Consider the following 23,086-nt stretch of genomic DNA (forward strand, 5'->3'; position numbering starts at 1 on the left):
CGTTCGTGCGGGGGAGCTGCTCCCCCGCACGGGCGAGGCCGCGGGTTCACCGTCGTCGGCGATCTCCCGCGGGCCGTCTCTGAGCAGGATCTTCCCTGTCGCCAGGAAGACTCCCGCAGATCGGACGGATCACCATGACCAGCCGCCTCCACACAACTGCCTACCTCGCCGCGCCGGCCCTGCTCGCCACGTACGGCGTCGTCCGGCTCCTCGACGGGCAGCACGGCCCGGGGCCCGGCTGGACCACCGGGCACCTCGCGCTGCTGGGCTCGCTGCTGATGTTCGGGGTGGTCATGCACGGCCTGTACCGGGCGGCCGCCGCCCGCGGCCCGGTGGCGCCCGGGGTCGCCTTCGGCGCGGGGCTGCTGGGTCTGGGCGCCTCGCTGGGGCAGGTCGGGATCGACCTGTACGTCGGACTGCGGACCGTCGACTCGGCCGGCAAGGACCGGCTCTTCGAGCAGATCCAGAGCCACCCCGGCGTGCTGCCGGTGTTCTACACCGTGCTGCCGCTCTTCTTCTACGTCGGCCTGCTGGGCCTCGCGGGCGTCCTCGCGGTGCGCCGGCTGGTCCCGTTCCGGAGCCCGCTGCTGGTGCTGGCGGCGACCGTGCTGATGGCCGCCTCGCTGGACCTGATGCCGGTGGGCGCGGCGCTGCTGGCCCTCGCGACGGCGCCGCTGGTCGTCCGCCGGGCCGCGCCGGTGCCCGTACCGGCCTGAACACGGCGGGCCGGCGGCGTGCTCTCTGAGGAGCGCGCCGCCGGCCCATGAGGCATACCGTACGGCCAGGCCTTGGTGTGGTCAGGCGGTGAGCGTTTCGGGCTGCTCACCGCGGTGGACGGGACGGGACCGGCCCAGCGGGACCGGTGCGGTTCCCCCGTGGTCGGTATGGTCGTGGTGCTCGAAGTCGCGGAACTGGTCCGTGGCTCCGTAGGGCTCCAGGTAGGGCCGCCAGCGCGGGTCCTTGATCCCGGTTCCGATGATGCGCCAGGCCAGCCCGCTGGGCGGGGCCGGTGGTCGCTTCATCCGCCAGCCCAGTTCGGTCAGGTGGCGATCGGCCTTGACGTGGTTGCAGCGGCGGCAGGCCGCCACCACGTTGTCCCAGCGGTGCTGTCCGCCGCGGCTGCGCGGGATGACGTGGTCGACGCTGGTCGCGGCGGCCCCGCAGTAGACGCAGCGCCCGTGGTCACGGGCGAAGAGTGCGCGGCGGGTGAGAGGTACGGGCCCGCAGAACGGGACCCGGACGAAGCGGGTGAGACGGACGACTGACGGCGCCGTAACGGCGCTGGTGGCGCTGTGCAGGGTGAATTCCGAGTCCTCCAGGCTGACCGCCTTGTGGTTGAGGACGAGGATGAGTGCGCGGCGCATCGATACGACGCCGAGTGGCTCGTAGGACGCGTTGAGGACCAGGACATGCGGCACGGATGCCTCCTTGGACGCCTGCGGCGCGTGGCTCGCGCCGGGACGAGCGGATGACCGCACATCGCTGCGCGATCACCCCCAGTGTCGCCTTACGGGTTTGTACGGCGCCACCATTACCGGATAACGGACCGGGGTGGCTTCTGTCATAGCCCGCTGTGCTTCCTCTATGCCCAGAGGCGTGGTGTGCTGCACTCGAACGGTTCTCGGGCGGCCCCGGCGGATCGCCTGTTCGTATGACGCGACGATTCGGAGGGCGGCCTGACGGGCGATAGGCTCGTCCGAAACGTGCACTCTGCAGGAAGGTTCTCCCCGTGAGTCGGTCCGGATTCCCGGCCCTCCTCCCGCTGGCCTCCGACGGCCACACCTCGACCGGGCTGAATCTGCCCACCAGCGCCGACCAGGTCACCACCAGCACCAAGCAGGCGGCCAGCTGGCTCGACGCCAACTGGCAGAACTGGGTCGAGGGGGCGGTGCGGATCGTCTTCATCCTCGTGCTGGCCCTGGTGCTGCGGGCCGTGGTCCGCAAGCTCATCGCGCAGTTGATAGCGCGGATGACCAAGGAGCACGAGAGCGACTCCAGCGAGACCAGCCGGCTCGGCGGACTGCTGGTCAACACCGAGCGGCGCCACCAGCGCTCCGCGGCGATCGGCTCGGTGCTGCGCAGCGTGGCCTCGTTCAGCATCATGGGCACCGCCGCGCTGATGATCCTGGCCGCCCTCGGGGTGAACCTGGCACCGCTGCTGGCCAGCGCCGGGGTCGCGGGTGTGGCGATCGGCTTCGGCGCGCGCAACCTGGTGACGGACTTCCTGTCCGGGGTCTTCATGATCATGGAGGACCAGTACGGCGTCGGGGACGAGATCGACACCGGCGTCGCCAGCGGCACCGTGCTGGAGGTCGGCCTGCGGGTGACCAAGCTGCGCGGCGCGACCGGCGAGATCTGGTACATCCGCAACGGCGAGGTCAAGCGGATCGCCAACATGAGCCAGGGCTGGTCGACCGCGACCGTGGACGTCCAGGTCGGCTACCGCGAGGACCTCGACCGGGTGGAGGACCTGATCCTGGACACCGCCGAGGCGCTGGCCAAGGAGGCGCCGTGGGACGAGCTGCTCTGGGAGCCGGTGCGGGTGCTCGGGGTGGAGTCGGTGGCCGCCGAGACCGTGGTGCTGCGGGTCGAGGCCAAGACCATGCCCGGCAAGGCGGCGCTGATCACCCGCGGCCTGCGCCAGCGTCTCAAGGCGGCCTTCGACGAGGCCGGGATCAAGCTCCGGGAGGAGCCCACCCCCGCTGCCGCGGCGCCCGCGCCGGTGGACACCCTGCCGCCCTCGGCGCTGTCCGACCCGGCCTCGGCCCGCTCGCTGGCCACCCGGCCGATACCGATGCCGGTGCAGCACCCGAGTGAGGACCCGACGAACCCGGTCAAGACGCCGTAGCCCGTTCCGAAAGCCCCGCCCCCTGAGGACTTCTCCCGGGGGCGGGGCTTTCGCGTTCTCTTGACACCCTCCGGAGGCGGGCCCTACCGTCCTCTCAGCGATTGGAAACTTTACTAACAATCCTGAGTGGCAAGCAGCACGGCCGACGGAGGAGGATTCAGCACGTGACCGACAGCACCCGCCCCGCCGCCACCTCCGCCACCGCCGCCCCGCGCCCCGGCACGCCGAGCCGACTGCGGGCGATCAACGACCGCGCCGCGCTCGACCTGCTGCTGGAGCACGGCCCGCTCTCCCGGACCAGGATCGGCACGCTGACCGGGCTCTCCAAGCCCACCGCCTCCCAGCTGCTGGCCCGGCTGGCGGCGGCCCAGCTGGTGGTTCCGGTCGGCACCACGGCCGGCGGCCCCGGACCCAACGCCCAGCTGTACCAGGTCAATCCGGCCGCCGGGTACGTGGCCGGACTGGACGTCAAGCCCACCCACACGCTGTTCGGGGTGGCCGACATCACCGGCCGCACCCTCGCCGAGCACCTGGTCCCCACTCCGCCCCGGCAGGCCGCCGGGACCATCCAGCGGCTCGCCGACGGCCTCGCCGAGACGGTCCGGCTTGCGGGGCTCGCCCCCGGCAGCCTGAACGAGATCGTGATCGGCACCCCCGGCGCGCTCGACCCGGCCACCGGCAAGCTGCGCTACGCCGCGCACCTGCCCGGCTGGCACTCCCCCCGGCTGCCGGCCGAGCTCCAGGCAGCCCTGGGCGCGCCGGTCTCGATCGAGAACGACGTCAACCTCGCCGCCGTGGCCGAGCGGGTGCTCGGCAGCGCCCGCGGCTGCGAGGACTTCGTGCTGCTCTGGGCCGAGGAGGGCATCGGCGCGGCGATCGTGATCGCCGGGCAGCTGCACCGGGGCTTCACCGGCGGCGCCGGCGAGGTCGGCTACATGCCGGTGCCCGGTGCCCCGCTGATCCGCAACGTCCGCCGGGAGAACTCCGGCGGCTTCCAGGAACTCGCCGGGGCGGACGCGGTGCTCGCACTGGCCAAGGAGCACCGGCTGGCCGGCACCACGGCCGAGGCGGCGATTGAGCAGGCGCTGGCCACCCCGGGGGCCGGCGACGCGTTCCTCGCCGTCCTGGCCAACCGGCTGGCCACCGGGCTGGCCGCGATCGTCGCGGTGATCGACCCCGAGCTGGTCGTCCTCTCCGGCGGCATCCCCACCGCCGGGGGCGAGCGGCTGCGCGAGCTCGTCCAGGAGGAGCTGACCGGGTTGGCCGTGCCGCGCCCGCAGCTGCGCAGCAGCACCGTCCCGGGCTCCCCCGTCCTGCACGGCGCCCTCCAGCGCGCCCTCACCGCCGCGCGGGAGACGGCCTTCACCACCGGCTGACCCCACCCCGCCTCGCACCTCCCTTCCCCCCATTCCGCACCCGGGCCGGCAGGCGATGACGCCTGCCCCGGTGTACCCCCAGGAGGACCTCCGTGCCCAGCACCCGCACCTCTGGACGCACCCGCAGACTGGCTGCCGCCGTGAGCCTGAGCGCCACCGTCGCGCTGCTGGCCGGCGCCTGCACCGGCACCGACTCCACGGGCGGCAGCGACGACTCCGCCGGCGGCAAGGACGTCACCATCACCTTCTGGCACGGCTGGAGCCAGGACAACGAGACCGGCGCGATCAACGCCAACATCGCGAACTTCGAGAAGCTGCACCCGAACATCCACGTCAAGGTGGTCGCCAACATCTCGGACGACAAGAGCGAGCAGGCGCTGCGGGCCGGCGGACCGGACGCGCCGGACGTGGTCTCCTCGTTCACCACCGACAACGTCGGCAAGTTCTGCGACTCCAAGGTCTGGACCGACCTCACGCCCTTCCTGAAGAAGGACGGCATCGACCCGGCCGCGACCTTCCCCGCGCCGATGCTCAAGTACAGCCAGTTCCAGGGCGATCAGTGCTCACTGCCGCTGGAGGGCGACGCGTACGGGCTCTACTACAACAAGACCGCCTTCGCCGCCGCCGGCATCACCGCGCCACCCAAAACGCTGAGCGAATTCGACGCCGACGCCGTCAAGTTGACGATTCCCAAGGGCGACGGCTTCCAGCAGCTCGGCTTCCTGCCGAACTACCACGGCTACGAGTCCGCGCCCTCGCACTACCTCAGCCAGTGGGGCGCCACGTACTTCGGCCCGGACGGCAGGTCGAACATCGCCACCGACCCGTCCGTGACCGCCATGCTGACCTGGCAGAAGAACCTGATCAACCAACTCGGCGGCTTCGACAAGCTGGAGAAGTTCCGCACCTCCTTCGGCGACGAGTTCAGCGCCAAGAACCCGTTCGAGACCGGCCAGCTGGCGATGGCCATCGACGGCGAGTGGCGGACCGCCTCGATCGCCGACGACAAGGCCACCCTCGACTGGGCCACCGCGCCCTTCCCGGTGCCGGACGCGCTCGCCTCGACGTACGGCCGCGGCTACCAGACCGGCACCATCGTCGGGATCGCCCAGGGCAGCACCAAGCAGGCCGCCGCCTGGGAGCTGGTGAAGTACCTGACCACCGACACCGACGCGGTGGTGAGCTTCGCCAACGCGATCCACAACGTGCCCAGCACCATCGCCGCGCTCAACTCGCCCAAGCTGGACGCCGATCCGAACTTCAAGACCTTCCTGGACATCGCCCGCGACCCCAACTCCACCACCACGCCCGCCAGCATCAACGGCGGCGCGTACCAGGTGAGCCTGCAGAACCTCGGCTACGACGTCGAGAGCGGCAAGCAGACCGATCTGGCAGCCGGCCTCGCGGCCACCGCCAAGGAGATCGACGCAGCCGTGAACCAGGCGAAGTGACGGCGGGTGACACGCGCTCATGGCACTCGCACTCGGCTCGCGTAAGGCCGCCGCCACCGCTCCGACCGCCCTGCCCGTCCCGCCGGCGCTGCGCCGCAAGCGCCGCCGGGAGGCGGCCCGCACGCTGGCCTTCCTCTCCCCCTGGCTGATCGGCTTCGGCGTCTTCTTCGCCTACCCGCTGCTGTCCACCGTCTACTTCTCCTTCATGAAGTACGACGGGTTCCGGCCGCCGGTCTTCACCGGGCTGCGGAACTGGACCTACGTCTTCACCGACTACCCGTTCTTCTGGGAGGGGTTGCGCAACACGCTCTGGCTGGTCGTGGTGATGGTGACGCTGCGGGTGGTCTTCGGCCTGGGCATCGGGCTGCTGGTCACGAAGATCAGGAGCGGCCTGGGCTTCTTCCGCACCGCGTTCTACCTGCCCTACCTGGCACCTCCGGTGGCCGCCACGATCGCCTTCGCCTTCCTGCTCAACCCCGGCACCGGCCCGGTGGACCACTACCTCGGCAAGCTGGGCCTGCCGCAACCCGGTTGGTTCAACGACCCGAACTGGTCGAAGCCGGCCCTGACGATGCTGGCCGTGTGGGGCATCGGCGACCTGATGGTGATCTTCATGGCCGCGCTGCTCGACGTGCCCACCGAGCAGTACGAGGCCGCCGAACTCGACGGCGCGGGCCCCTGGCAGCGGTTCCGCTACGTGACCTTCCCCAACATCTCGCCGATCGTGATGTTCGCGGTGGTCACCGGCGTGATCCAGACCATGCAGTACTACACCCAGGCGATCGTGGCCGGGCAGGTCGCCAGCGGCATCATCGGCGGCTCCGGCGAGCAGTTCGAGCCCGGTTACCCGAACGGCTCCACCTGGACCCTGCCGCAGATGGTCTACAACCTCGGCTTCCAGCGCTTCGACACCGGCTCGGCCTGCGTGGTCGCGCTGATCCTGTTCGCCATCTCGATGGCGTTCACGTCGCTGCTGCTGCGCCGGAAATCCGGCTTCATGTCGGTTGAGGACTAGGAGAGTTCACCATGACCGACATCCTCAGCTCGGCGGCCCGGGTGGCCCGCCGCCGTGCGGCACTCCAGTGGGTCGCCGTCCACTCGGTGGCGGTGGTCGCCGCGCTGTTCTTCCTGCTGCCCTTCGTCTTCGTCTTCCTCACCTCGGTGATGACCGACCGCCAGGCGCTCACCTCCGACTTCTGGCCGCAGCACTGGGAATGGGGCAACTACGCCAAGGCCTGGGAGACTCCGGGCTTTCTCACCTGGTGGCGCAACACCCTGGTCTACGCCGGCGCGGGCACCGCGCTGACCGTCGTCTCCAGCGTTCCGGTCGCCTACGCACTGGCCCGATTCCGCTTTCGCGGCCGCAATCTGGCGCTGATGGCGGTCATCTCGATGATGATGCTGCCGCCGCAGGTGACGGTCATTCCGATGTACCTCTTCTGGGCGAAGCAGCTGCATCTCACCGGTACGCTCTGGCCGTTGATCATTCCGATGGCCTTCGGAGACGCCTTCACCATCTTCCTGCTGCGGCAGTTCCTGCTGACGATTCCCAAGGAGTACGTGGAGGCGGCCCGGATCGACGGCTGCGGGGACGTGCGGACCCTGCTCCGAGTGATTCTGCCGATGGCCAAGCCGGCCGTCGCGGCGGTCGCGCTCTTCCAGTTCTTCTACTGCTGGAACGACTACTTCGGGCCGCAGATCTACTCCAGCGAGAACCCCGGGGCCTGGACGCTCTCCTACGGCCTGGAGTCCTTCAAAAGCGCCCATCACACCAACTGGAACCTCACCATGGCAGCAACCCTCCTCGTCATGGCACCCGTCATCGTTCTGTTCTTCTTCGCACAAAAGGCCTTCATCGAAGGCGTGACACTGACAGGGGTCAAGGGCTGATGTCTCTCAAACTCTCCATCGTCGGCGGCGGTTCGACGTATACGCCCGAACTCATCGACGGATTCGCGCGGTTGCGCGACACCCTGCCGATCGCCGAACTGGTCCTGATCGACCCGGCCGCCGAACGCCTGGAACTGATCGGCGCGTTGGCGCGGCGGATCTTCGCCAAGCAGGGCCACCCGGCCAAGGTGACCACCACCACCGACGTGGACGCCGGGGTGCAGGGCGCGCACGCCGTGCTGCTGCAACTGCGGGTCGGCGGGCAGGCAGCGCGCAATCAGGACGAGACCTGGCCGCTGGAGTGCGGCTGCGTGGGCCAGGAGACCACCGGCGCGGGCGGGTTGGCCAAGGCGCTGCGGACCGTGCCGGTCGTGCTGGACATCGCCGAGCGGGTCCGCCGGGCCAACCCCGAGGCGTGGATCGTCGACTTCACCAACCCGGTCGGCATCGTCACCCGGGCCCTGCAGAGCGCCGGCCACAAGGCCGTCGGGCTCTGCAACGTGGCCATCGGGTTCCAGCGGAAGTTCGCCCGACACCTGGGCGTCGCACCGGAGTTGATCCGGCTCGACCATGTCGGCCTGAACCACCTGACCTGGGAGCGCGGGGTCACCCTGCTGGACGCACCGGGCGCGAGCACCGGGCGCGAGGTGCTGCCGGAGCTGCTGGCCGGCTTCGGCCAGGAGATCTCCGAAGATCTGCTGCTGCCGCTGCCGGTGATCCGGCGGCTGGGCGTGGTGCCCTCCTACTACCTGCGCTACTTCTACCAGCACGACCAGGTGGTCGAGGAGTTGAAGGTCAAGGGCTCGCGCGCGGCCGAGGTCAGCGCGATCGAGAAGCAGCTGCTGGAGCTGTACGCGGACCCGACCCTGGACACCAAGCCGGAGCTGCTCGCCAAGCGCGGCGGCGCCTTCTACTCCGAGGCCGCGGTCAACCTGATCGCCTCGCTGCTGGGCACCGACGGCGGCACCAGCGTGCAGGTGGTCAACACCCGCAACGACGGCGTGCTGCCCTTCCTGCCGGACGACGCGGTGATCGAGGTGCCGGCCGAGGTGGACGCGGACGGCGTGCGGCCGCTGCCGCAGCGCCCGGTCGAGCCGCTCTACGCGGGCCTGATCGCCGGCGTCACGGCGTACGAGCAACTCGCCCTGGAAGCAGCCCTCAAGGGCGGCCGCGACCGGGTCTTCGACGCCCTGCTCGCGCACCCGCTGGTCGGCCAACTCGACCTGGCCGACCGGCTGACCGACCGCCTGCTCGCCCACAACCGCGAGCACCTGAGCTGGGCGTGAGAAGAGAACCGATGGACCACCACCACCACCTTCCAGAGCCAACCCTGCCCGGCGTACTGGCCATCGACGCCGGGAACAGCAAGACCGACGTCGCCCTGGTCGGCGCCGACGGCAGTCTGCTGGGCACCGCCCGCGGCGGCGGCTTCGCACCGCAGCTGCTCGGCCCGGAGGCCGCCGTCGCCACGCTGGCCCCGCTCGTCGCGGCGGTCGCGGCGCAGGCCCGCCTGCCGGCCGGCGCGGTACTCGCCGGCCATGTCAGCGCATGCCTGGCCAACGCCGATCTCCCCCTGGAGGAACGGCTGTTGGAGGACGCCATCGCGGCACACGGGTGGGGTCGCAGCAGCGCCGTGGTGAACGACACCTTCGGCCTGCTGCGGGCCGGCACCGACACCCCGCGCGGGGTGGCAGTGGTCTGCGGGGCCGGGATCAACTGCGTCGGCCTGCTGCCGGACGGGCGGACCGCCCGGTTCCCGGCACTCGGACAGCTGACCGGCGACTGGGGCGGCGGCGGCGGCCTGGCCGCCGAGGCGATGTGGCACGCGACCCGGGCGGAGGACGGCCGCGGGCCCGGCACGGCGCTCGCCCCGGCCGTCGCCGCGCACTTCGGCCTGCCCAGCGCCGGGGCGGTCGCCGAGGGGGTCCACCTCGGGCAGCTCGGGGCGGCCCGGCTGCACGAGATCGTCCCGGTGATCTTCCGCTGCGGGGAGGAGGGCGACCCCACCGCGCTGGAGCTGATCGACCGCCAGGCGGACGAGATCGCCCGGATGGCGCGGGTCGCACTCGCCCGGCTCGGCCTGCTGGACGAGCCCGCGCCGCTGGTGCTCGGCGGCGGGGTGCTGGCCGCCCGGCACCCGCTGCTGATGGACAACCTGACCGCGCGGCTGCGGGCGGTAGCCCCGTACGCCGAGCCGCGGATCGTCACCGCGCCGCCGGTCCTGGGCGCGGCCCTGCTGGGCCTGGACCGGCTGGCCCAGGCCGGCCAGGGCGGCGGCCCGGACGCCCAGCGCCGGCTGCGCGAGGCGTACGCGGCTCCGACGGCGGTGGCGGCTTAGACCGACGCTCGAAGTCGCACCAGCACGGGAACGCCCGCGCTCGGACCGTTCGTCAGGTCCGAGCGCGGGCGTTCCCGTGCTGGTTCAGCGAGCCTTGTTCCGTTTCGTCCAACCAAGCGCGAAGAAAACCAGAAAAGCTGTGAAAGCCGCTCCGCCGAGGATGCTGGCATCATTTCGGGTGGAGTCCCACTCCGCGACGAAGGCGACCAGTGCCGCCAATGCCAGGAGTCCGACGACGACTGCGGCGGCTACCTGTTTCATCGAGCCTACCCTTGTCCGATCCGTTGAGTTCGCCCAGGGAAATGCTTACCCAAAGGGGTTGCAGACGAAGCCGCCCGCCCCGATGGTCCCCAGCCAGTAGATGATGGTCCACCCGTCCCGGTGCTGGCAGACCTGGATCCCGCCGGCGATGATGCCGAGCGCGGCGGCAGCGGCCCCGGCGTACGGGCCGCCGCCGAGCGCGGCCGCCAGGCCGGCGACACCTGCGCCGACCCAGAAACCGCCCTCGACCTTGTTGGTCAGCCACGAGTCCAGGCCGACCTCGATGCCGTACCAGTGCGTCTTGATGTAGCCGTCGTGGCTGCGCCAGGTCCCCATCGGGATCGGGTGCAGGCCGCCGCCGGTCGACTGCCCGACGCTCTCCAGGAGCGCATCGGTGGGAACCGCGACGCCGTCCGCCGACATTTCGAGCTTGCCGCTCTTGATGTTGCCGTTGACCTGCGCCAGGAACGACTGAAGCTGCTCCAGCTGCGCGGCGGGCACCTTGTTCAGCACCGACGCCGGGGCGTCGATGGCGTACCCGGACTTGGAGAAGGTGACGTAGCCGTTGAGCACGTGGAGCGGGCTGGACTGCGGAGCAAGCTCGCTGGCCGGGAGAGGGTCACCGGCCCCCGAACCGTGCAGTGCAGCCGCGCCGACCTGGACCTGCTGCGAGTTGGTCGCCGCCGAAGCCGCGGGCGAGATCGTCAGCAGCATGCTGGTGGCCGCGGCCAGCGCCACCGCGCCCAGCGAGGCACGCCTCACAACACTCTTCAATTTAACCCCCATTGACGTTACGCCAACTACTGGTTGGCGCGCCTCAATATTCACACCAACCACATTGCGCTGGCGAGTCAGGGAATCGTCAATTCCTCGAACTGGCGTACCGTGCACCAACGTCGGGCGACCTTCGAGCGGCGACCCCTCAGGACCGGGTGGCGGCTGCCCGGTCGCGCGGGCGGGCGGGGGCAGGGCGGCGGGAGGTGGCCGCCACCCGGTGCCGTCCGGCCGTCGGGCGGCGCGGTGCGCCGATCACCGGGTGCAGCTGCTCGGAGGGCCAGGCGGCCACCGGGTTGCCCGTCCACCGGCTGTCGGCGGGGACCTCCTCGCCGCGCATGACCAGCGAGGACGCCCCCATCGAGGTGCCGTCGCCGACCCGCGAGCCGGGCAGCACGATCGAGTGCGGGCCCAGCGTGGCGCCCGCGCCGACCCGGACCTCGTCCAGGCGCATCAGGCGGTCGTGGAAGAGGTGGGTCTGCACCACGCAGCCCCGGTTGATGCTCGCGCCGTCCTCGATCCGGACCAGGTCGGTCTCCGGCAGCCAGTGCGTCTCGCACCACACGCCGCGCCCGATCCGCGCGCCCAGCGAGCGCAGCCAGATGTTCAGGAACGGCGTCCCGAGCAGCGTCCGGCCCAGCCACGGCATCGCGAGCTCCTCCACGAAGGTGTCGTGCAGCTCGTTGCGCCAGACGAAGCCGGACCAGAGCGGGTGCTCGCCGGTCCGGAAGCGTCCGACCAGCAGCCACTTCGCCACCGTCGAGAGGAGGCACGCGGCGATGCCCGCGCCGATCAGGACCAGTCCGCCGAACGCGGCCCCGGCGGCCAGCCCGCCGGAGTCGACCAGCTGCTGCATGCCGACCACGGCCAGGTCGCCGAGGACCACCGCGAGGATCACCGGCAGCAGCCGGCACAGTTCCACGGCCGCCCGGGCCAGCACCAGCCGGCGGGCAGGCGCATAGGTGCGGCTGAGGTCGCCGGCCTCGGCGACCCGGGGCAGCGGCAGGCCCGGCCGGCCCAGCCAGGACGAACCCGGCTCGGCTCGCTCGGGGGCGTCGGAGAGCACCCCGACCAGCGAGTCGTCCGGCAGCTCGCGGCCCGGTCCGACGATGCCGGAGTTGCCCACGAAGGCCCGTCGGCCGACCCGTGCCGCGCCCAGCCGCAGCCAGCCGCCGCGCACCTCGAAGGGCGCGATCAGCGTGTCGTCGGCGAGGAAGGCGCCGTCGTCCACGGTCATCAGCCCGGGCAGGGTGAGCACGGTGGAGGACTCCACCCGGCGGCCGACCCGCGCGCCGAGCAGGCGCAGCCAGACCGGCGTGAAAAGGCTCGCGTAGAGCGGGAAGAGCGAGCCGCGCGCCGTGTTCATCAGCCGGCTGACCGCCCAGGTGCACCAGGCCGCCCGGCCGTGCGCGGGGTGGAAGCCGGGCCGGATCGGACCGCTCAGCAGCCGGACCAGCAGCACCACCAGAGCCGCGTAACAGGTCATCGAAAGCAGCGCGAGCAGCGGGGAGACCACCAGCAGCTGGGTCAGCACGGCGCCCAGCGAGCGGTCCGTACCGATCAGCGAGAAGACGATCGCGATCGACGGCAGCGCGGCGATCAGCGGCAGCAGGCTCAGCAGCGGCAGCGAGACCGCGTAGGCGAGGTTCCAGCGGCGGGAGCGGCGGTGCTCGGGCGCGGGCCAGTGCGCGGCCGGGTCCACCGCGTCGGCGCGGCGGGCGGGCGAGCCGTGCCAGCTCTCGCCGGCCGGCACCTCGCCGAGCACGCAGGCGCCGGCCGCGACGTCCGCGCCCGCGCCCACCCGGGCGCCGGGCATCAGCATCGCGCGGGTGCCGATCCGCGCGCCGGCGCCGACCTCGACGCCGCCCAGGTGCAGCACGTCGCCGTCCAGCCACCAGCCCGCCAGGTCCGCCTCCGGCTCCACCGAGCAGCCGGCGCCGAACCGGCCGAGCCCGGTGACCGGGGGCATCGCGTGCAGGTCGGCGTCGCGCCCGACCCGGCAGCCGAGCGCCCGGGCGTAGTGCCGGGCCCAGGGCGTGCCGAGCAGCGCGGCCAGGTTGAACAGGGCGACGGCCCGTTCGGCCGTCCACAGGCGCAGGTGCACCGCGCCGCCGCGCGGGTGGCTGCCGGGCCGCAGGCCCAGCGTCAGCAGCCGGGCCGCGGCGGTGCCGAGCACCAGGCGGCCGGCTGCGCTGGAGAGCAGCAGCCAGCCCGCGACGATGATCCACCAGGGCGCGTGCGGCGCCCACGGCAGTCGGCCGGTCAGGTTGTCCACGGCGGCCAGTGCGAGCACCCAGCGCAGGCCGCTGACGGTGAAGCTCGCGGTGAGCACCAGGAGTTGGACCAGTCCGGCGCGCCGCGGCGTCGGGCGCACGGTGCGCGGAGGCAGCGCCTCCGCGGGGGCAGGCCGCAGCTCGTCCAGCCGGGCGGCGAGGTCCAGCAGGCCGGGGCGGCCGTAGACGTCGGTGACCGAGACGCCGGGGTAGTGCTCGCGCAGGACGGAGACCAGCTTCGCGGCGGCCAGGCTGGTGCCGCCGAGGGCGAAGAAGTCGCTGCTGGCGGTCACCGGCAGGCCGAGCAGCTCGCGCCAGGTGGCGGCCAGCTGGGCGGCGGTGCCGGTCAGCGAGTTGTCGTCGGCCGGTTCGGACGCGGCGAGCGGCCAGGGCAGCGCGTTGCGGTCCACCTTGCCGGAGGTCTTGGTCGGCAGGTCGTCGACCAGGGCCAGCACCGGGACCAGTGACTGCGGCAGCCGCTCCAGCAGCAGGGCGCGGGCGGCGGCGGTGTCGAAGGGGGTGTCCGCACGATCGGCCACCAGGTAGCCGACCAGCAGCTCCCCGCCGGCGGCGGTCCTGCGGACGGCCGCGGCGGCGGCCCGGACGCCGGGCAGCGCCTGGAGGGCGGCGTCGATCTCGCCCAGTTCGATCCGGCGGCCGGCCAGCTTGACCTGCTCGTCGGCGCGGCCGACGAAGACCAGGCCCGCCGGGTCGGCCTGCACGAGGTCGCCGCTGCGGTAGACCCGGGGACCGCGCAGCCAGGGGTGCGGCTGGAACTTCTCGGCGTCCTTGGCGGGGTCCAGGTAGCGGGCCGCGCCGACGCCGCCGATCAGCAGCTCGCCGGTCTCGTACCAGGAGACCGGCTTGCCCTCGCTGTTGACGACGGCGATCTCCCAGCCGTCCAGCGGCGCGCCGATCCGCACCGGCTGCCCCGGGGTCAGCAGCGCGGCGCAGGCCACCACGGTGGTCTCGGTGGGGCCGTAGGTGTTCCACAGTTCGCGGTGCGGGGCAGCCAGCCGGTCGACCAGCTCGGCGGGGCAGGCCTCGCCGCCGAGGATCAGCAGCCGGACCCGGTCCAGGCACTCGACGGGCCACAGCGCGACCAGGGTCGGCACGGTGGAGACCGCGGTGATCCCGCGCTCCACCAGCCAGGGCCCGAGGTCGGTCCCGGCCCGGACCAGCGAGCGCGGCGCCGGGACCAGGCAGGCGGTGTGCCGCCAGGCGAGCCAGATCTCCTCGCAGGAGGCGTCGAAGGCCACCGAGAGGCCGGCCAGCACCCGGTCGCCCGGGCCCAGCGGCCTGTGCCGCAGGAAGAGCCCGGCCTCGGCGTCCACGAAGGCGGCCGCCGAGCGGTGGGTGACCGCGACGCCCTTGGGGCGGCCGGTGGTGCCGGAGGTGAAGATGATCCAGGCGTCGTCGTCGGGCGTCGGACGGCCCGGGCGGCCGCCGGGGCGGACGGACGCGCTGGGTGTGAGGGCGAGGCCGGCGCCGATCACCGCGCAGACCGCGGCGTCGGACCAGATCAGCTCGGCCCGCTCGTCCGGGTCGTCCGCGTCCACCGGGACGTACGCGGCGCCGACCCGCAGGACGGCCAGGATGGCGAGGTAGAGGTCGGCGGTGCCGGACGGGACGCGTACGCCGACCCGGTCGCCGCGCCCGATCCCGGCGGCGGCCAGCCGGGCGGCCAGTTCGTCGGCCGCGCGGAGCAGGGAGCGGTAGTCGAGCAGGACGCCGCCCGCGTCGAGCGCGGCGGCCTCGGGACGGAAGCGGGCGGCGGCCTCCAGGATGTCGACCAGGGTCCGGACCGGGCGGGCGGGCGCGACCGGCCACACGGCGCCGGCCCCTGATCCGACGGTCTCCTGGCTGGGTGCGTCCTGGTAGACCGCCTGCTGTTCCACTGCTGTCATCAACCTTGCTCTTGCCGGATGCTGTCTGGCCGGCGTGGAGCGGAAGGGCTGCTCCGCCCCCCGGCCTACCAAGGGAGCGTAGAGAGCAGGAGCTGACAACCTCGACTAAACGGACAATTGTTTAGGAAAGACTCATCACTTCCTCATCTTCTGTTCGAGGCGCGGGTGCCGCAGGCCGCCCGGCAAGGACGACCAGGCTCCGCACGCCCCGGGTGCCCGCCGCTGCCGCCGTCGCCGCCAGCACCAGGAGCGCGCCGACCAGCAGCGTGGCGCGGGTGCCGAACCGGTCCGCCAGCGGCCCGGCCGCCATCTCACCGAGCGGCAGCGCGAGGAACGAGCCGAGCGCGTCGTAGGAGTACACCCGGGCCAGCCGGTCCGCCGGGACGTTCTCCTGGAGCGAGAGGTCCCAGGCCACCGCGAACCACTCCAGCGCGAAGCCGCAGACGAACATCACCGACACCAGCAGCGCCACCCCCGGCCGCTGCGCCAGCGCCAGCAGCGGCAGCGCCTCGGACGCCACCGCGACCACGCCGAGCAGCAGCGCCCGCCGCACCCGAAGCCGCGCCACCAGGCCGCCGGCCACCACCGCGCCCGCCATCTGCGCGGCCAGCGCGAAGCCCCAGGCGGTGCGCCCGATGGTGGCGTCGGCGATGCCCGGGCCGATCACCTGGATCCCGCCGGACACCGCCGCGTTGACCACCATGAACTGCAGCACCACCACCCAGACCCAGCTGCGGGCGATGAACTCCCGCCAGCCGTCGTGCAGTTCGGCGGTCAGGCGGAGCTTCTGCGGGACACCGGACCGGTCGGCGGCGGGGACCCGGACGGCGAGGTAGCAGCCGGCGCCGACCAGGAAGGACACCGCGTCGACGGCCAGCGCCCACCCCGGTCCGGCCGTCGACGCCAGCAGGCCGCCGAGCGAACTCCCGGCGATCGTCCCGACGTTCATTCCCATCCGGGCCAGCGCGTTGGCCTGCCGCAACTCGCCGGCGGGCACCGTCTGCGGGGTCAGCGAGGCCGCCGCGGGCAGCGACAGGGCGGCGAGCAGACCGTTGCACATGCTCAGCACCAGCAGCAGCGGCATCGAGGCGAACCCGAGCAGGACGCTCAGCGCGAGCACGCCCTGCACCACGGCCGACCCGAGCGCCGACCCCTGCAGGATCACCGCCCGCCGCACCCGGTCGGCGAGCACCCCGCCGAAGAGCAGCGCCGCCACGTTCGCCAGCGAGCGCACCCCGACCACCAGCCCGAGATCGCCGAGCGAGCCGGTGAGGTCCAGCACGGCGAACGACAGGGCGACGGGCGCGAGCGAGTTGCCGAAGACGGTGAACGCGCGCCCCGCGGCGAGCTGGCGGAACGCGCGATGCCGCAGGACGGCCCGCACGGGGGCTTGGTCGGTCATGGCAGCAGGATGGTCCGAGCCGCGCCGACTGTCAAAGAGTTATTTGGAGGTCATCCGCTTGCGAGTCAGGAGATCAGGGCCTCGACACGAGCCCTCAGCCGGTCGTCAGCGATACTCGCGATCGGCCGCCACGTGTAGCCGCTGACCACCTCCTCCTGGAGCGTCACAAGCTCGCTCCCCGTCGTGCGGAACACGAAGCGGAAGTCCACGTGGAAGTGGTCCGGTTCACCCTTGGCGGGGTTCTCCGGGATGGGGTGCACGTCGATGTGCACAGGGCCGCCCCCAGCCAGCGTGACGGCGGTGGCGGGGATGCCTGCCTCCTCGGCCAGCTCTCGCAGCGCGGCGCCGCTCAGCGTGGTGTCCTCGGCCTCCAGGTGCCCGCCAGGAGTCAGCCACTTGTCGAGTGCAATGTGACGGATGAAGAGCACGTGTCGGTGCTCGTTGACCAGGACGGCCCCGGCCGTGACATGCCCCCGGAACTCCTTGCGGCTGGCCAGCTCGGCCCCGGAGTCCAGCAACGAGAGCGGCAGCGCCAGACCCGCCATGTCCTCCGGGTGCTCCTCAAGGTAGGTCGCCAGCGTGGCGCGGATGTGGTCGGCCGTGATGGTCATGGGATCACCTGTTGTAGTAGTTGAGCCAGGTAGCCGCGATGGCAGCCCGGTCCTGCGGCGGTACCTCGTGCATTCCGGGGTCGAGGTCACTCCGGGCCAGCATGCGAATGCCTGCCAGGATCTCCGCCTGAACGAGGAAGATGAACGGTCCAACGCTCGCGCCGTGAAGGAAGTTGACGGCGTTCCCATTGTTCATCAGATAGAAGTAGTGCCCCGTGGCGCTGTATCGCGTCACGCTGTCGCCGGAGCCGGTCCGGGTGTATCCGTCCGGCAGGCCGTCGAGTTCCAGCTCGTCCTCACTGCTGGTGACCGTGGCGACGTAGGCCCCGTTCCGGAGCTGCGGGAAGTCCTCCCCACGTAAGGCCAGTGCGCCCGTGGCGCAGAGCACGAGGCCCGCGCGCTGGATGGCCCTCTCGCGGTCCTGCGCGACGGCGAAGCCCTGAGAGAGGGCCTGAGCCCGTCGCACGGGGTCGATGTCGTACACCGTTACCTGAACTCCCTTGGCGTGCAGCAACCTTGCGATGCTCGACCCCAGCTTGCCGAGGCCGATCACCAGTGCCGGCCGACCCGGCAGGATGTCACCCCTCCCGCGCATCAGGGCCTCGGCGCTGAACACGACGGACTGTCCTACCAGGAAGTCCTCGGGATCCTTGAGCGGCGATCGCGCGACCGACAGCACCGGGCAGGCAGGTTTGGGAAGTTCGGCGTACCTCTGATGCCCGTTCTCGGTGTCTTCGACCACGCCGAGAATCCGGCCGGAGAACCGCTCGCACAGCGCATCCAGCGACGGCGCGAAGTACCCGCCCACGTCCAGCAGCACGACGTCTTCGCCGGCTGCCCGACTCTCCAGGTAGGTGACGGCCGTGGCCGGATCGGCGAACAGCTCACGCGACAGCTCGTCCACAGGAGTGCGCTGTTCGATCTCACGGCGGGCCCCGGGGTCGATGCTCTTCGGTTTGGGCAGCACGGCCCGCAGCTCAGCCAGCACGCCGACCGATCGCACGAACGACGGCCGCTCCGGGAGAAGGTGAGTCACCAGGAATGCCGACGGCCGAACCTCCGGGACGAACTGACCAGTGATCTTGGCGAAGTACGTGTCGAGGCGCGCACGATCCGAGGTCTCCACAGGGTTTCCCTCCTTGTCTCCGATGTAATGAGCCGCCCTCCGGCTCACAGCGAGCGCAACCGCGCTGATCAGGGCTGCCGGTCCGGACAGTTCGCCGCACCGCACTCGCACCTGGGGAACCCCGGACTGTCGATGGGCGAAACCATGGTGCATCCCTCCGGATCAGCGTTAACCGTTGTGTGATTCACCAGTACAGACCGGGTCGTCAGCCGCGGACAGCGCACGCATGCCGCATCTGCGCCGCATCCATGCCGCAGACCCGCTGCGCCAGCCACCCTGACCTGGTAGAACGGCAGTCAGGGATTGGGAGGTGGGACGGCAATGAGGCGAGAGAACTTCGCAAAGCGCCGGAAGGCTCTGGGTTTCAGTCAGGAATCACTAGCTCAGGCCGTCGAAGTAGACCGTTCCACGGTGGGCCGCTGGGAAAACGGGGAGACTGAACCCCAGCCGTGGCACCGCCCCGCGCTCTGTCGCGAACTTCGGGTCACGGCTGAAGCCCTGGACGCTCTCCTCATGATTTCGAGCAAGGCCGCACTCGTGCCAGTTGCACCCACGACTCGGATCATCTTGGCAGGTCCGGAATCCGATGATGAGCTGGACGCAATGGAGCTTGCCCGAAGGGTCACCGCAAGCGACGTTGGGAGTGAGACTCTCCTCCGTCTTGAACTGGCGTTTCATGACCTGGCTCGCAAATATCCGTCATCCCCGCCCCAAGATCTCCTGGAGCGTGTCAGGAAGTACGCTCGGTATGTTGCAGGGCTGCTCGACGCGAAGAAGACTCTGTCCGAGCATCGCCAACTACTGGTGCTCGGCGGATGGTTCTCTCTTCTGGGCGCCACTCTGCATATCGACCTCAACCAACAGGACGCAGCTACGGCACGCCTGCGAACGGCCGCGACGCTCGCTCGGGATGCCGAACATGCGGAGATCCAAGCCTGGTGCCATGAAACCGACGCCTGGCGGGTGCTCACCGACGGTGAATATTCCAAAGCCGTGGAGTTGAGCAAGGCAGCACAGGCTCTCGCCCCCAGGGGCAGTTCCATTGAAATACAAGCCACAGCTCAAGAGGGGCGGGCATACGCCAGGCTCAATCAGCCCAAAGAAACCTATGGCGCCATCGCCAGAGTTCACGGACTGGTGTCCCAGATGAAGCAGCCAGACAGCCCTGAGCATCATTTTCAGTACGACCCGGCGAAATCCACCGCCTACACGGCGACGACCCTTGCATGGGTGGGAGACCCGGCAGCCGAGACGTACGCTCGGGAAGTCATTGCGGAACTTGGAGCACCCGACGACGTGTCACGGTGGCCGCGCCGTGTCGCATCGGCAAACATTGATCTGGCGCTGTCACTGGTGGCCTCCGACCACCTTGACGAGGCCGCCAGTGCCGCTCAGCGAGCAATTCTCTCCGGCCGTATCGTTCCCTCGAACCACTGGCGCGCACTTGAGGTAGTGAGGGCCGTCGAAACGCGCAAGCTGTCCGAAGCGAAGGACTTGCGCGAGGCCTACGAAGCCATGAGGCCAGCGCTGGAGCGTTAGGCCGGAGGCCCTCCCGCTCTCCCGCGTCCGGCCCGAACAGCAGAACCGTCGCCGCCACCCGCCACCGCGCCCGGCTGATGCGGAGGCTTGGCGGCGCCGGGCAGCCGAGCACCCAACTCCCGGGCCAGGATGGTCCGAGCCGCGCCGGCTGTCAAAGAGTTATTTGGAGGTTGGGGCCGAAGGGTCCAGCGGGTCAGACCCGGTCCGGGGTGAGGTAGGTGGAGACGAGGGCTTCGGAGCGGCCGAGGCGGTAGGCGACCTGGACCCGGGACTGGGCGTCGAAGGCCTTGAGGATCTTGGCGATATGGGCGCGGCAGGTGCGGACGTTGAGGCTCATCCGGCGGGCGATCGCGTCGTCGGGTTCGCCGTCGACCAGCATCCGCAGGATGGCCTGCTGGACCTCGTTGAGGGCGCCGTCGGCGGAGCTGTCACGGTAGCGGTAGCTGTAGGCGCTGGCGCGCCGCCAGTCCCGCTGGAAGCCGTCGGCCAGGAAGGCGACCAGGGCCGGATGGCGGACCACCAGGGCACGTTTGCTGTCCTGGGAGGTGGAGAGGAAGGCGGTCTTGCGGTCGAAGATCATCAACCGCAGGGGGAGTTCGTCCAGGGTGCGGACCTCGCCACCGAGCGCGGTCACCCTGGCGACGTACTCCCTGGTCGGCTCGCTGAACCGGGCCGGATGCTGGTAGAGGGTGCGGAGTTGGACCCCGCGGGCGAGCAGCACCTCCGCCTTCGCCAGCGCCCGGCCGAGCGCGTCGACCTTGCGGCTGTTGCCGGGCTGGGCGGTGAGGGCCTCCTGCTCGCAGGTGCTCAGGGCCTCCTCGATGGCCGAGTTGATCAGGCCGAGGCCGAGCAGCTCCTGGACCGGGGAGGCGTCCGACCTGGCTGCCGTCCACACCTCGTCGTAGCGGGCCGAGAGCAGCGCTAACTCCCCCACCATGCGCGAGCCGTACTCCTCCAGCCGGGCCGACTGGAGCCGCACCCCCCGCCGCACTCCCGCCGCCACGAGCTGAGGATCGACCGGGACCAGCAGGGACGGGTCCGCCGGGTCCACGGCGAGCAGACCGAGCCCCAGCAGCAGGGCCAGCGCCTCCTCGTCCTCCGGCGACCGCTCGGGCACCACGGACAGCGGTAGGCCGTCGCCGGAAATAGCGCTCTCGTAGACGCGCTTGGCGGCCGGGGTGAGTTGGGGCGTGAGCGTTTCGTTGCTCTCGTGGGACCACTGACTACCTAGTGTCATGCCACCCTCATGATCATGCTGTTCATCAACATGAGCCAGCTCATCGCTTGCTCGGCTCGGCCGGGTCGGCCAATGATGTGTCAGGTAAGCGCGGGATCGCCGCAACATCCCTGGTACAAAAGTGGAGTTGAGGAAATGCTTGACAATCGGACCGACGGGGGACGTCGCTGGATTGCAGGGCTCCTGCTATCCGTGGCCGCGGTCACCGTGGCGGTTGGCACGACGGCGAGCACGGCCGCCGTCCGTACACCCGCCGCAACTTCCCACGTCCTCGCGGACCTCGAGTGGGACGCCGTACCGGCCGGCCACTGAGCCGGACCGAGGGGCGACTGGAGCAGGCCTCGGCAGCCCGTCACCCGGAACGTCGCACCTCGCAGGCCCGGCCTGCTACCCAGGTCGGCGCCCGCCGCCGACGACACAGGGCACCGTGGTGTTCCCCATACATCCCCCAAGCGTGGAGCCCGAGCCATCGGGACCAGTCGAAGAGCCAACCGCCGGTGGCTGAGCAGGAATTCTACAGGAGCCGCCTGATTTGCGCCTGCCGTTAATCAGCACCGTTCGCACACCGCTGGTCCTCGATTCACGCAAACCCACACCGTCATGACGTCGCGTCAACACCCCGGCCCGCCTCTCGCGCCCACCGGTGACCACCCATCCCGGAGGTCCGGCGCACGACCCGGCCCATAGGCGCGACGACCCTTTCCGGCAGCCGCCTCAGCGTCAATCCGCACAGCCGTCCCCCCGCGCCGCAGCCCAGGCATCGCACCACGCCCGGCGCCGGGGCAATGACGCCTGCCCAGTACAGGAGAAAAGTCCGGGTATGAAGAAACTGCTGCTTATCGAAGCCAATGGAATGGTCGGCGGGGATCTGCTCGACGCCGCGGCCGAACTCGGCGTCGAGGTCCATGTCGCCACGCACGAGGCCCTGTTCAAGGACTACCGCGCGGAGCTCAAGCCGAAGATCACCGGCACCGTCTTCACCGATCTCGGCTCGCCCGAGACCGCGCTGCGCGACCTGCTCGCCTTCAGTCGCACGACCGGGATCGACGGGGTCATCACCGGCTGGGAGTTCTTCTCGCCGCTGGTCACCCAGCTGACCTCCGAACTCGGCCTGCCGGGCCACGACGTGGCGAAGGCCGCCGCCTCGCGCAACAAGCGGGTGATGTCGCAGACCTTCGACGCGGCCGGTGTCCCGGCACCGCGCACCGTGGTGGTCGAGAACGCCGACGGCGCACTCGACGCGATCGCCGCCGCCGGTCTCGACTACCCGCTGGTGGTCAAGCCCTGCGAGAACGCCGGCTCGGTCGGGGTCTCGGTGGTGAGGACGGCGCCGGAGCTGCTCGAGGCCGTCACCTTCGCCCAGGGCTGGCCGAACGAGTTCCCGCACGGGACGCCGCTGGAGACCACCGTGCTCATCCAGGAGTACATCGGCGGCAAGGAGTTCAGCATCGAGACGGTGGTCTTCGCCGAGGAGTTCCACCACCTCGCGGTGACCGAGAAGTTCACCACCGACGATGCGAGCCGCGCCGAGATCGGGCACACCGTCCCGGCCGAGCTGGACGCCGAGGCGTACGCGGCCGTCATCGCCACCGTCGAGCAGGGCCTGGGCGCGCTCGGCTTCCGCTACGGGGTCGCGCACACCGAGCTGAAGCTGCTCCCGGACAACTCCGCGCGGATCATCGAGGTCGGCGCCCGTCCGCCCGGTGACCACATCGTCAAGCTGGTCCAGCTCGCGACCGGCGTCAGCGAGGCCCGCGCCTACATCCAGGCCGCGCTGGGCGAGCAGCCCGAGGTCCAGCCCACCGAGAAGTCCGCTGCGGCGATCCGGTTCTTCACGCCGCCGGCGGCGGGCGTGTTCCACGGCCTCTCCGGCATCCCCCAACTGCCGGAGCTGGTCGCCGAGGTGCGCTATGTCGAGCCCGGCCGGGAGATGGGCCGGCTCCAGGACAACATCTCCCGGATCGGCCACGTCATCCTCAAGGCCGGCGCGCCCGCCGAGGTCAACCGGCTCGCGGCGGACGTGATGGCCGCCGTCACGATCGAGATGGACTGA

The 23,086-nt window shown here is 71.0% G+C and carries 18 protein-coding genes; 10 read left to right on the plus strand and 8 right to left on the minus strand.

Translation table 11 applies throughout. The annotated features are described in order from the left end of the window. The first annotated feature begins 134 nt into the window (after positions 1–134). Complete coding sequence (locus P3T37_RS25840) at positions 135–716, plus strand: hypothetical protein (RefSeq protein ID WP_280726256.1); 582 nt, start codon at positions 135–137, stop codon at positions 714–716. Between the two features lie 81 nt (positions 717–797). Here the strand turns inward: P3T37_RS25840 and P3T37_RS25845 are convergent, their stop codons facing one another. Beyond that, the gene (locus tag P3T37_RS25845) at positions 798–1,418 is read right to left on the minus strand and encodes an HNH endonuclease (RefSeq protein WP_280726257.1); all 621 of its coding nucleotides are present in this window, start codon (positions 1,416–1,418) and stop codon (positions 798–800) included. Between the two features lie 374 nt (positions 1,419–1,792). Between P3T37_RS25845 and P3T37_RS25850 the strand changes: the two genes are divergently transcribed. From P3T37_RS25850 to P3T37_RS25880, 7 genes are all read left to right on the plus strand, one after another. Then, on the plus strand, positions 1,793–2,848 hold the full coding sequence (locus P3T37_RS25850; RefSeq protein WP_280726362.1) for a mechanosensitive ion channel family protein: 1,056 nt from the start codon (positions 1,793–1,795) through the stop codon (positions 2,846–2,848). A 164-nt stretch (positions 2,849–3,012) separates the two neighbouring features. Next, positions 3,013–4,224, plus strand: coding sequence for an ROK family protein (locus P3T37_RS25855; RefSeq protein ID WP_280726258.1), 1,212 nt, complete (start codon positions 3,013–3,015; stop codon positions 4,222–4,224). 92 nt (positions 4,225–4,316) lie between these two features. Beyond that, a complete protein-coding gene (locus P3T37_RS25860) occupies positions 4,317–5,675 on the plus strand; it encodes an extracellular solute-binding protein (protein WP_280726259.1) in 1,359 nt (452 codons plus the stop codon). Positions 5,676–5,694: 19 nt separating this feature from the next. Continuing rightward, positions 5,695–6,690: a sugar ABC transporter permease gene (locus tag P3T37_RS25865; protein ID WP_280726260.1), complete on the plus strand. Its 996-nt coding sequence runs from the start codon at positions 5,695–5,697 to the stop codon at positions 6,688–6,690. An 11-nt stretch (positions 6,691–6,701) separates the two neighbouring features. Beyond that, the gene (locus P3T37_RS25870; protein WP_280726261.1) at positions 6,702–7,565 is read left to right on the plus strand and encodes a carbohydrate ABC transporter permease; all 864 of its coding nucleotides are present in this window, start codon (positions 6,702–6,704) and stop codon (positions 7,563–7,565) included. Further along, positions 7,565–8,851, plus strand: coding sequence for a 6-phospho-beta-glucosidase (locus tag P3T37_RS25875; protein ID WP_280726262.1), 1,287 nt, complete (start codon positions 7,565–7,567; stop codon positions 8,849–8,851). Before P3T37_RS25870 ends, P3T37_RS25875 begins: the two co-directional genes overlap by 1 nt. 11 nt (positions 8,852–8,862) lie before the next feature. Then, positions 8,863–9,903, plus strand: coding sequence for a BadF/BadG/BcrA/BcrD ATPase family protein (locus P3T37_RS25880; protein ID WP_280726263.1), 1,041 nt, complete (start codon positions 8,863–8,865; stop codon positions 9,901–9,903). Between the two features lie 84 nt (positions 9,904–9,987). Here the strand turns inward: P3T37_RS25880 and P3T37_RS25885 are convergent, their stop codons facing one another. The 6 genes from P3T37_RS25885 to P3T37_RS25910 form a co-directional block, all read right to left on the minus strand. Continuing rightward, on the minus strand, positions 9,988–10,164 hold the full coding sequence (locus P3T37_RS25885; RefSeq protein WP_280726264.1) for a hypothetical protein: 177 nt from the start codon (positions 10,162–10,164) through the stop codon (positions 9,988–9,990). 45 nt (positions 10,165–10,209) lie between these two features. Then, complete coding sequence (locus tag P3T37_RS25890) at positions 10,210–10,938, minus strand: hypothetical protein (RefSeq protein WP_280726265.1); 729 nt, start codon at positions 10,936–10,938, stop codon at positions 10,210–10,212. Between the two features lie 148 nt (positions 10,939–11,086). Further along, a complete protein-coding gene (locus P3T37_RS25895) occupies positions 11,087–15,118 on the minus strand; it encodes a Pls/PosA family non-ribosomal peptide synthetase (protein WP_280726266.1) in 4,032 nt (1,343 codons plus the stop codon). A 121-nt stretch (positions 15,119–15,239) separates the two neighbouring features. Then, positions 15,240–16,520: an MFS transporter gene (locus tag P3T37_RS25900; protein WP_280726267.1), complete on the minus strand. Its 1,281-nt coding sequence runs from the start codon at positions 16,518–16,520 to the stop codon at positions 15,240–15,242. A 65-nt stretch (positions 16,521–16,585) separates the two neighbouring features. Continuing rightward, on the minus strand, positions 16,586–17,131 hold the full coding sequence (locus P3T37_RS25905; protein WP_280726268.1) for an NUDIX domain-containing protein: 546 nt from the start codon (positions 17,129–17,131) through the stop codon (positions 16,586–16,588). 4 nt (positions 17,132–17,135) lie between these two features. Beyond that, positions 17,136–18,257: an adenosylhomocysteinase gene (locus tag P3T37_RS25910; RefSeq protein WP_280726269.1), complete on the minus strand. Its 1,122-nt coding sequence runs from the start codon at positions 18,255–18,257 to the stop codon at positions 17,136–17,138. A gap of 321 nt (positions 18,258–18,578) precedes the next feature. Here P3T37_RS25910 and P3T37_RS25915 point away from each other — a divergent pair, with 321 nt between their 5' ends. After that, positions 18,579–19,796: a helix-turn-helix transcriptional regulator gene (locus tag P3T37_RS25915; protein ID WP_280726270.1), complete on the plus strand. Its 1,218-nt coding sequence runs from the start codon at positions 18,579–18,581 to the stop codon at positions 19,794–19,796. A gap of 193 nt (positions 19,797–19,989) precedes the next feature. Here P3T37_RS25915 and P3T37_RS25920 read toward each other — a convergent pair whose 3' ends face one another. After that, positions 19,990–21,033 carry a LuxR C-terminal-related transcriptional regulator gene (locus P3T37_RS25920; protein WP_280726271.1) on the minus strand — a complete coding sequence of 348 codons (1,044 nt, stop codon included), beginning with the start codon at positions 21,031–21,033 and terminating at the stop codon, positions 19,990–19,992. A gap of 820 nt (positions 21,034–21,853) precedes the next feature. On the opposite strand from P3T37_RS25920, the gene P3T37_RS25925 reads away from it, so the two are divergent. Next, entirely contained in the window at positions 21,854–23,086 is a 1,233-nt protein-coding gene (locus P3T37_RS25925; protein ID WP_280726272.1) for an ATP-grasp domain-containing protein, read from the plus strand.

Source organism: Kitasatospora sp. MAA4, from assembly GCF_029893355.1.
Lineage (GTDB): Bacteria > Actinomycetota > Actinomycetes > Streptomycetales > Streptomycetaceae > Kitasatospora.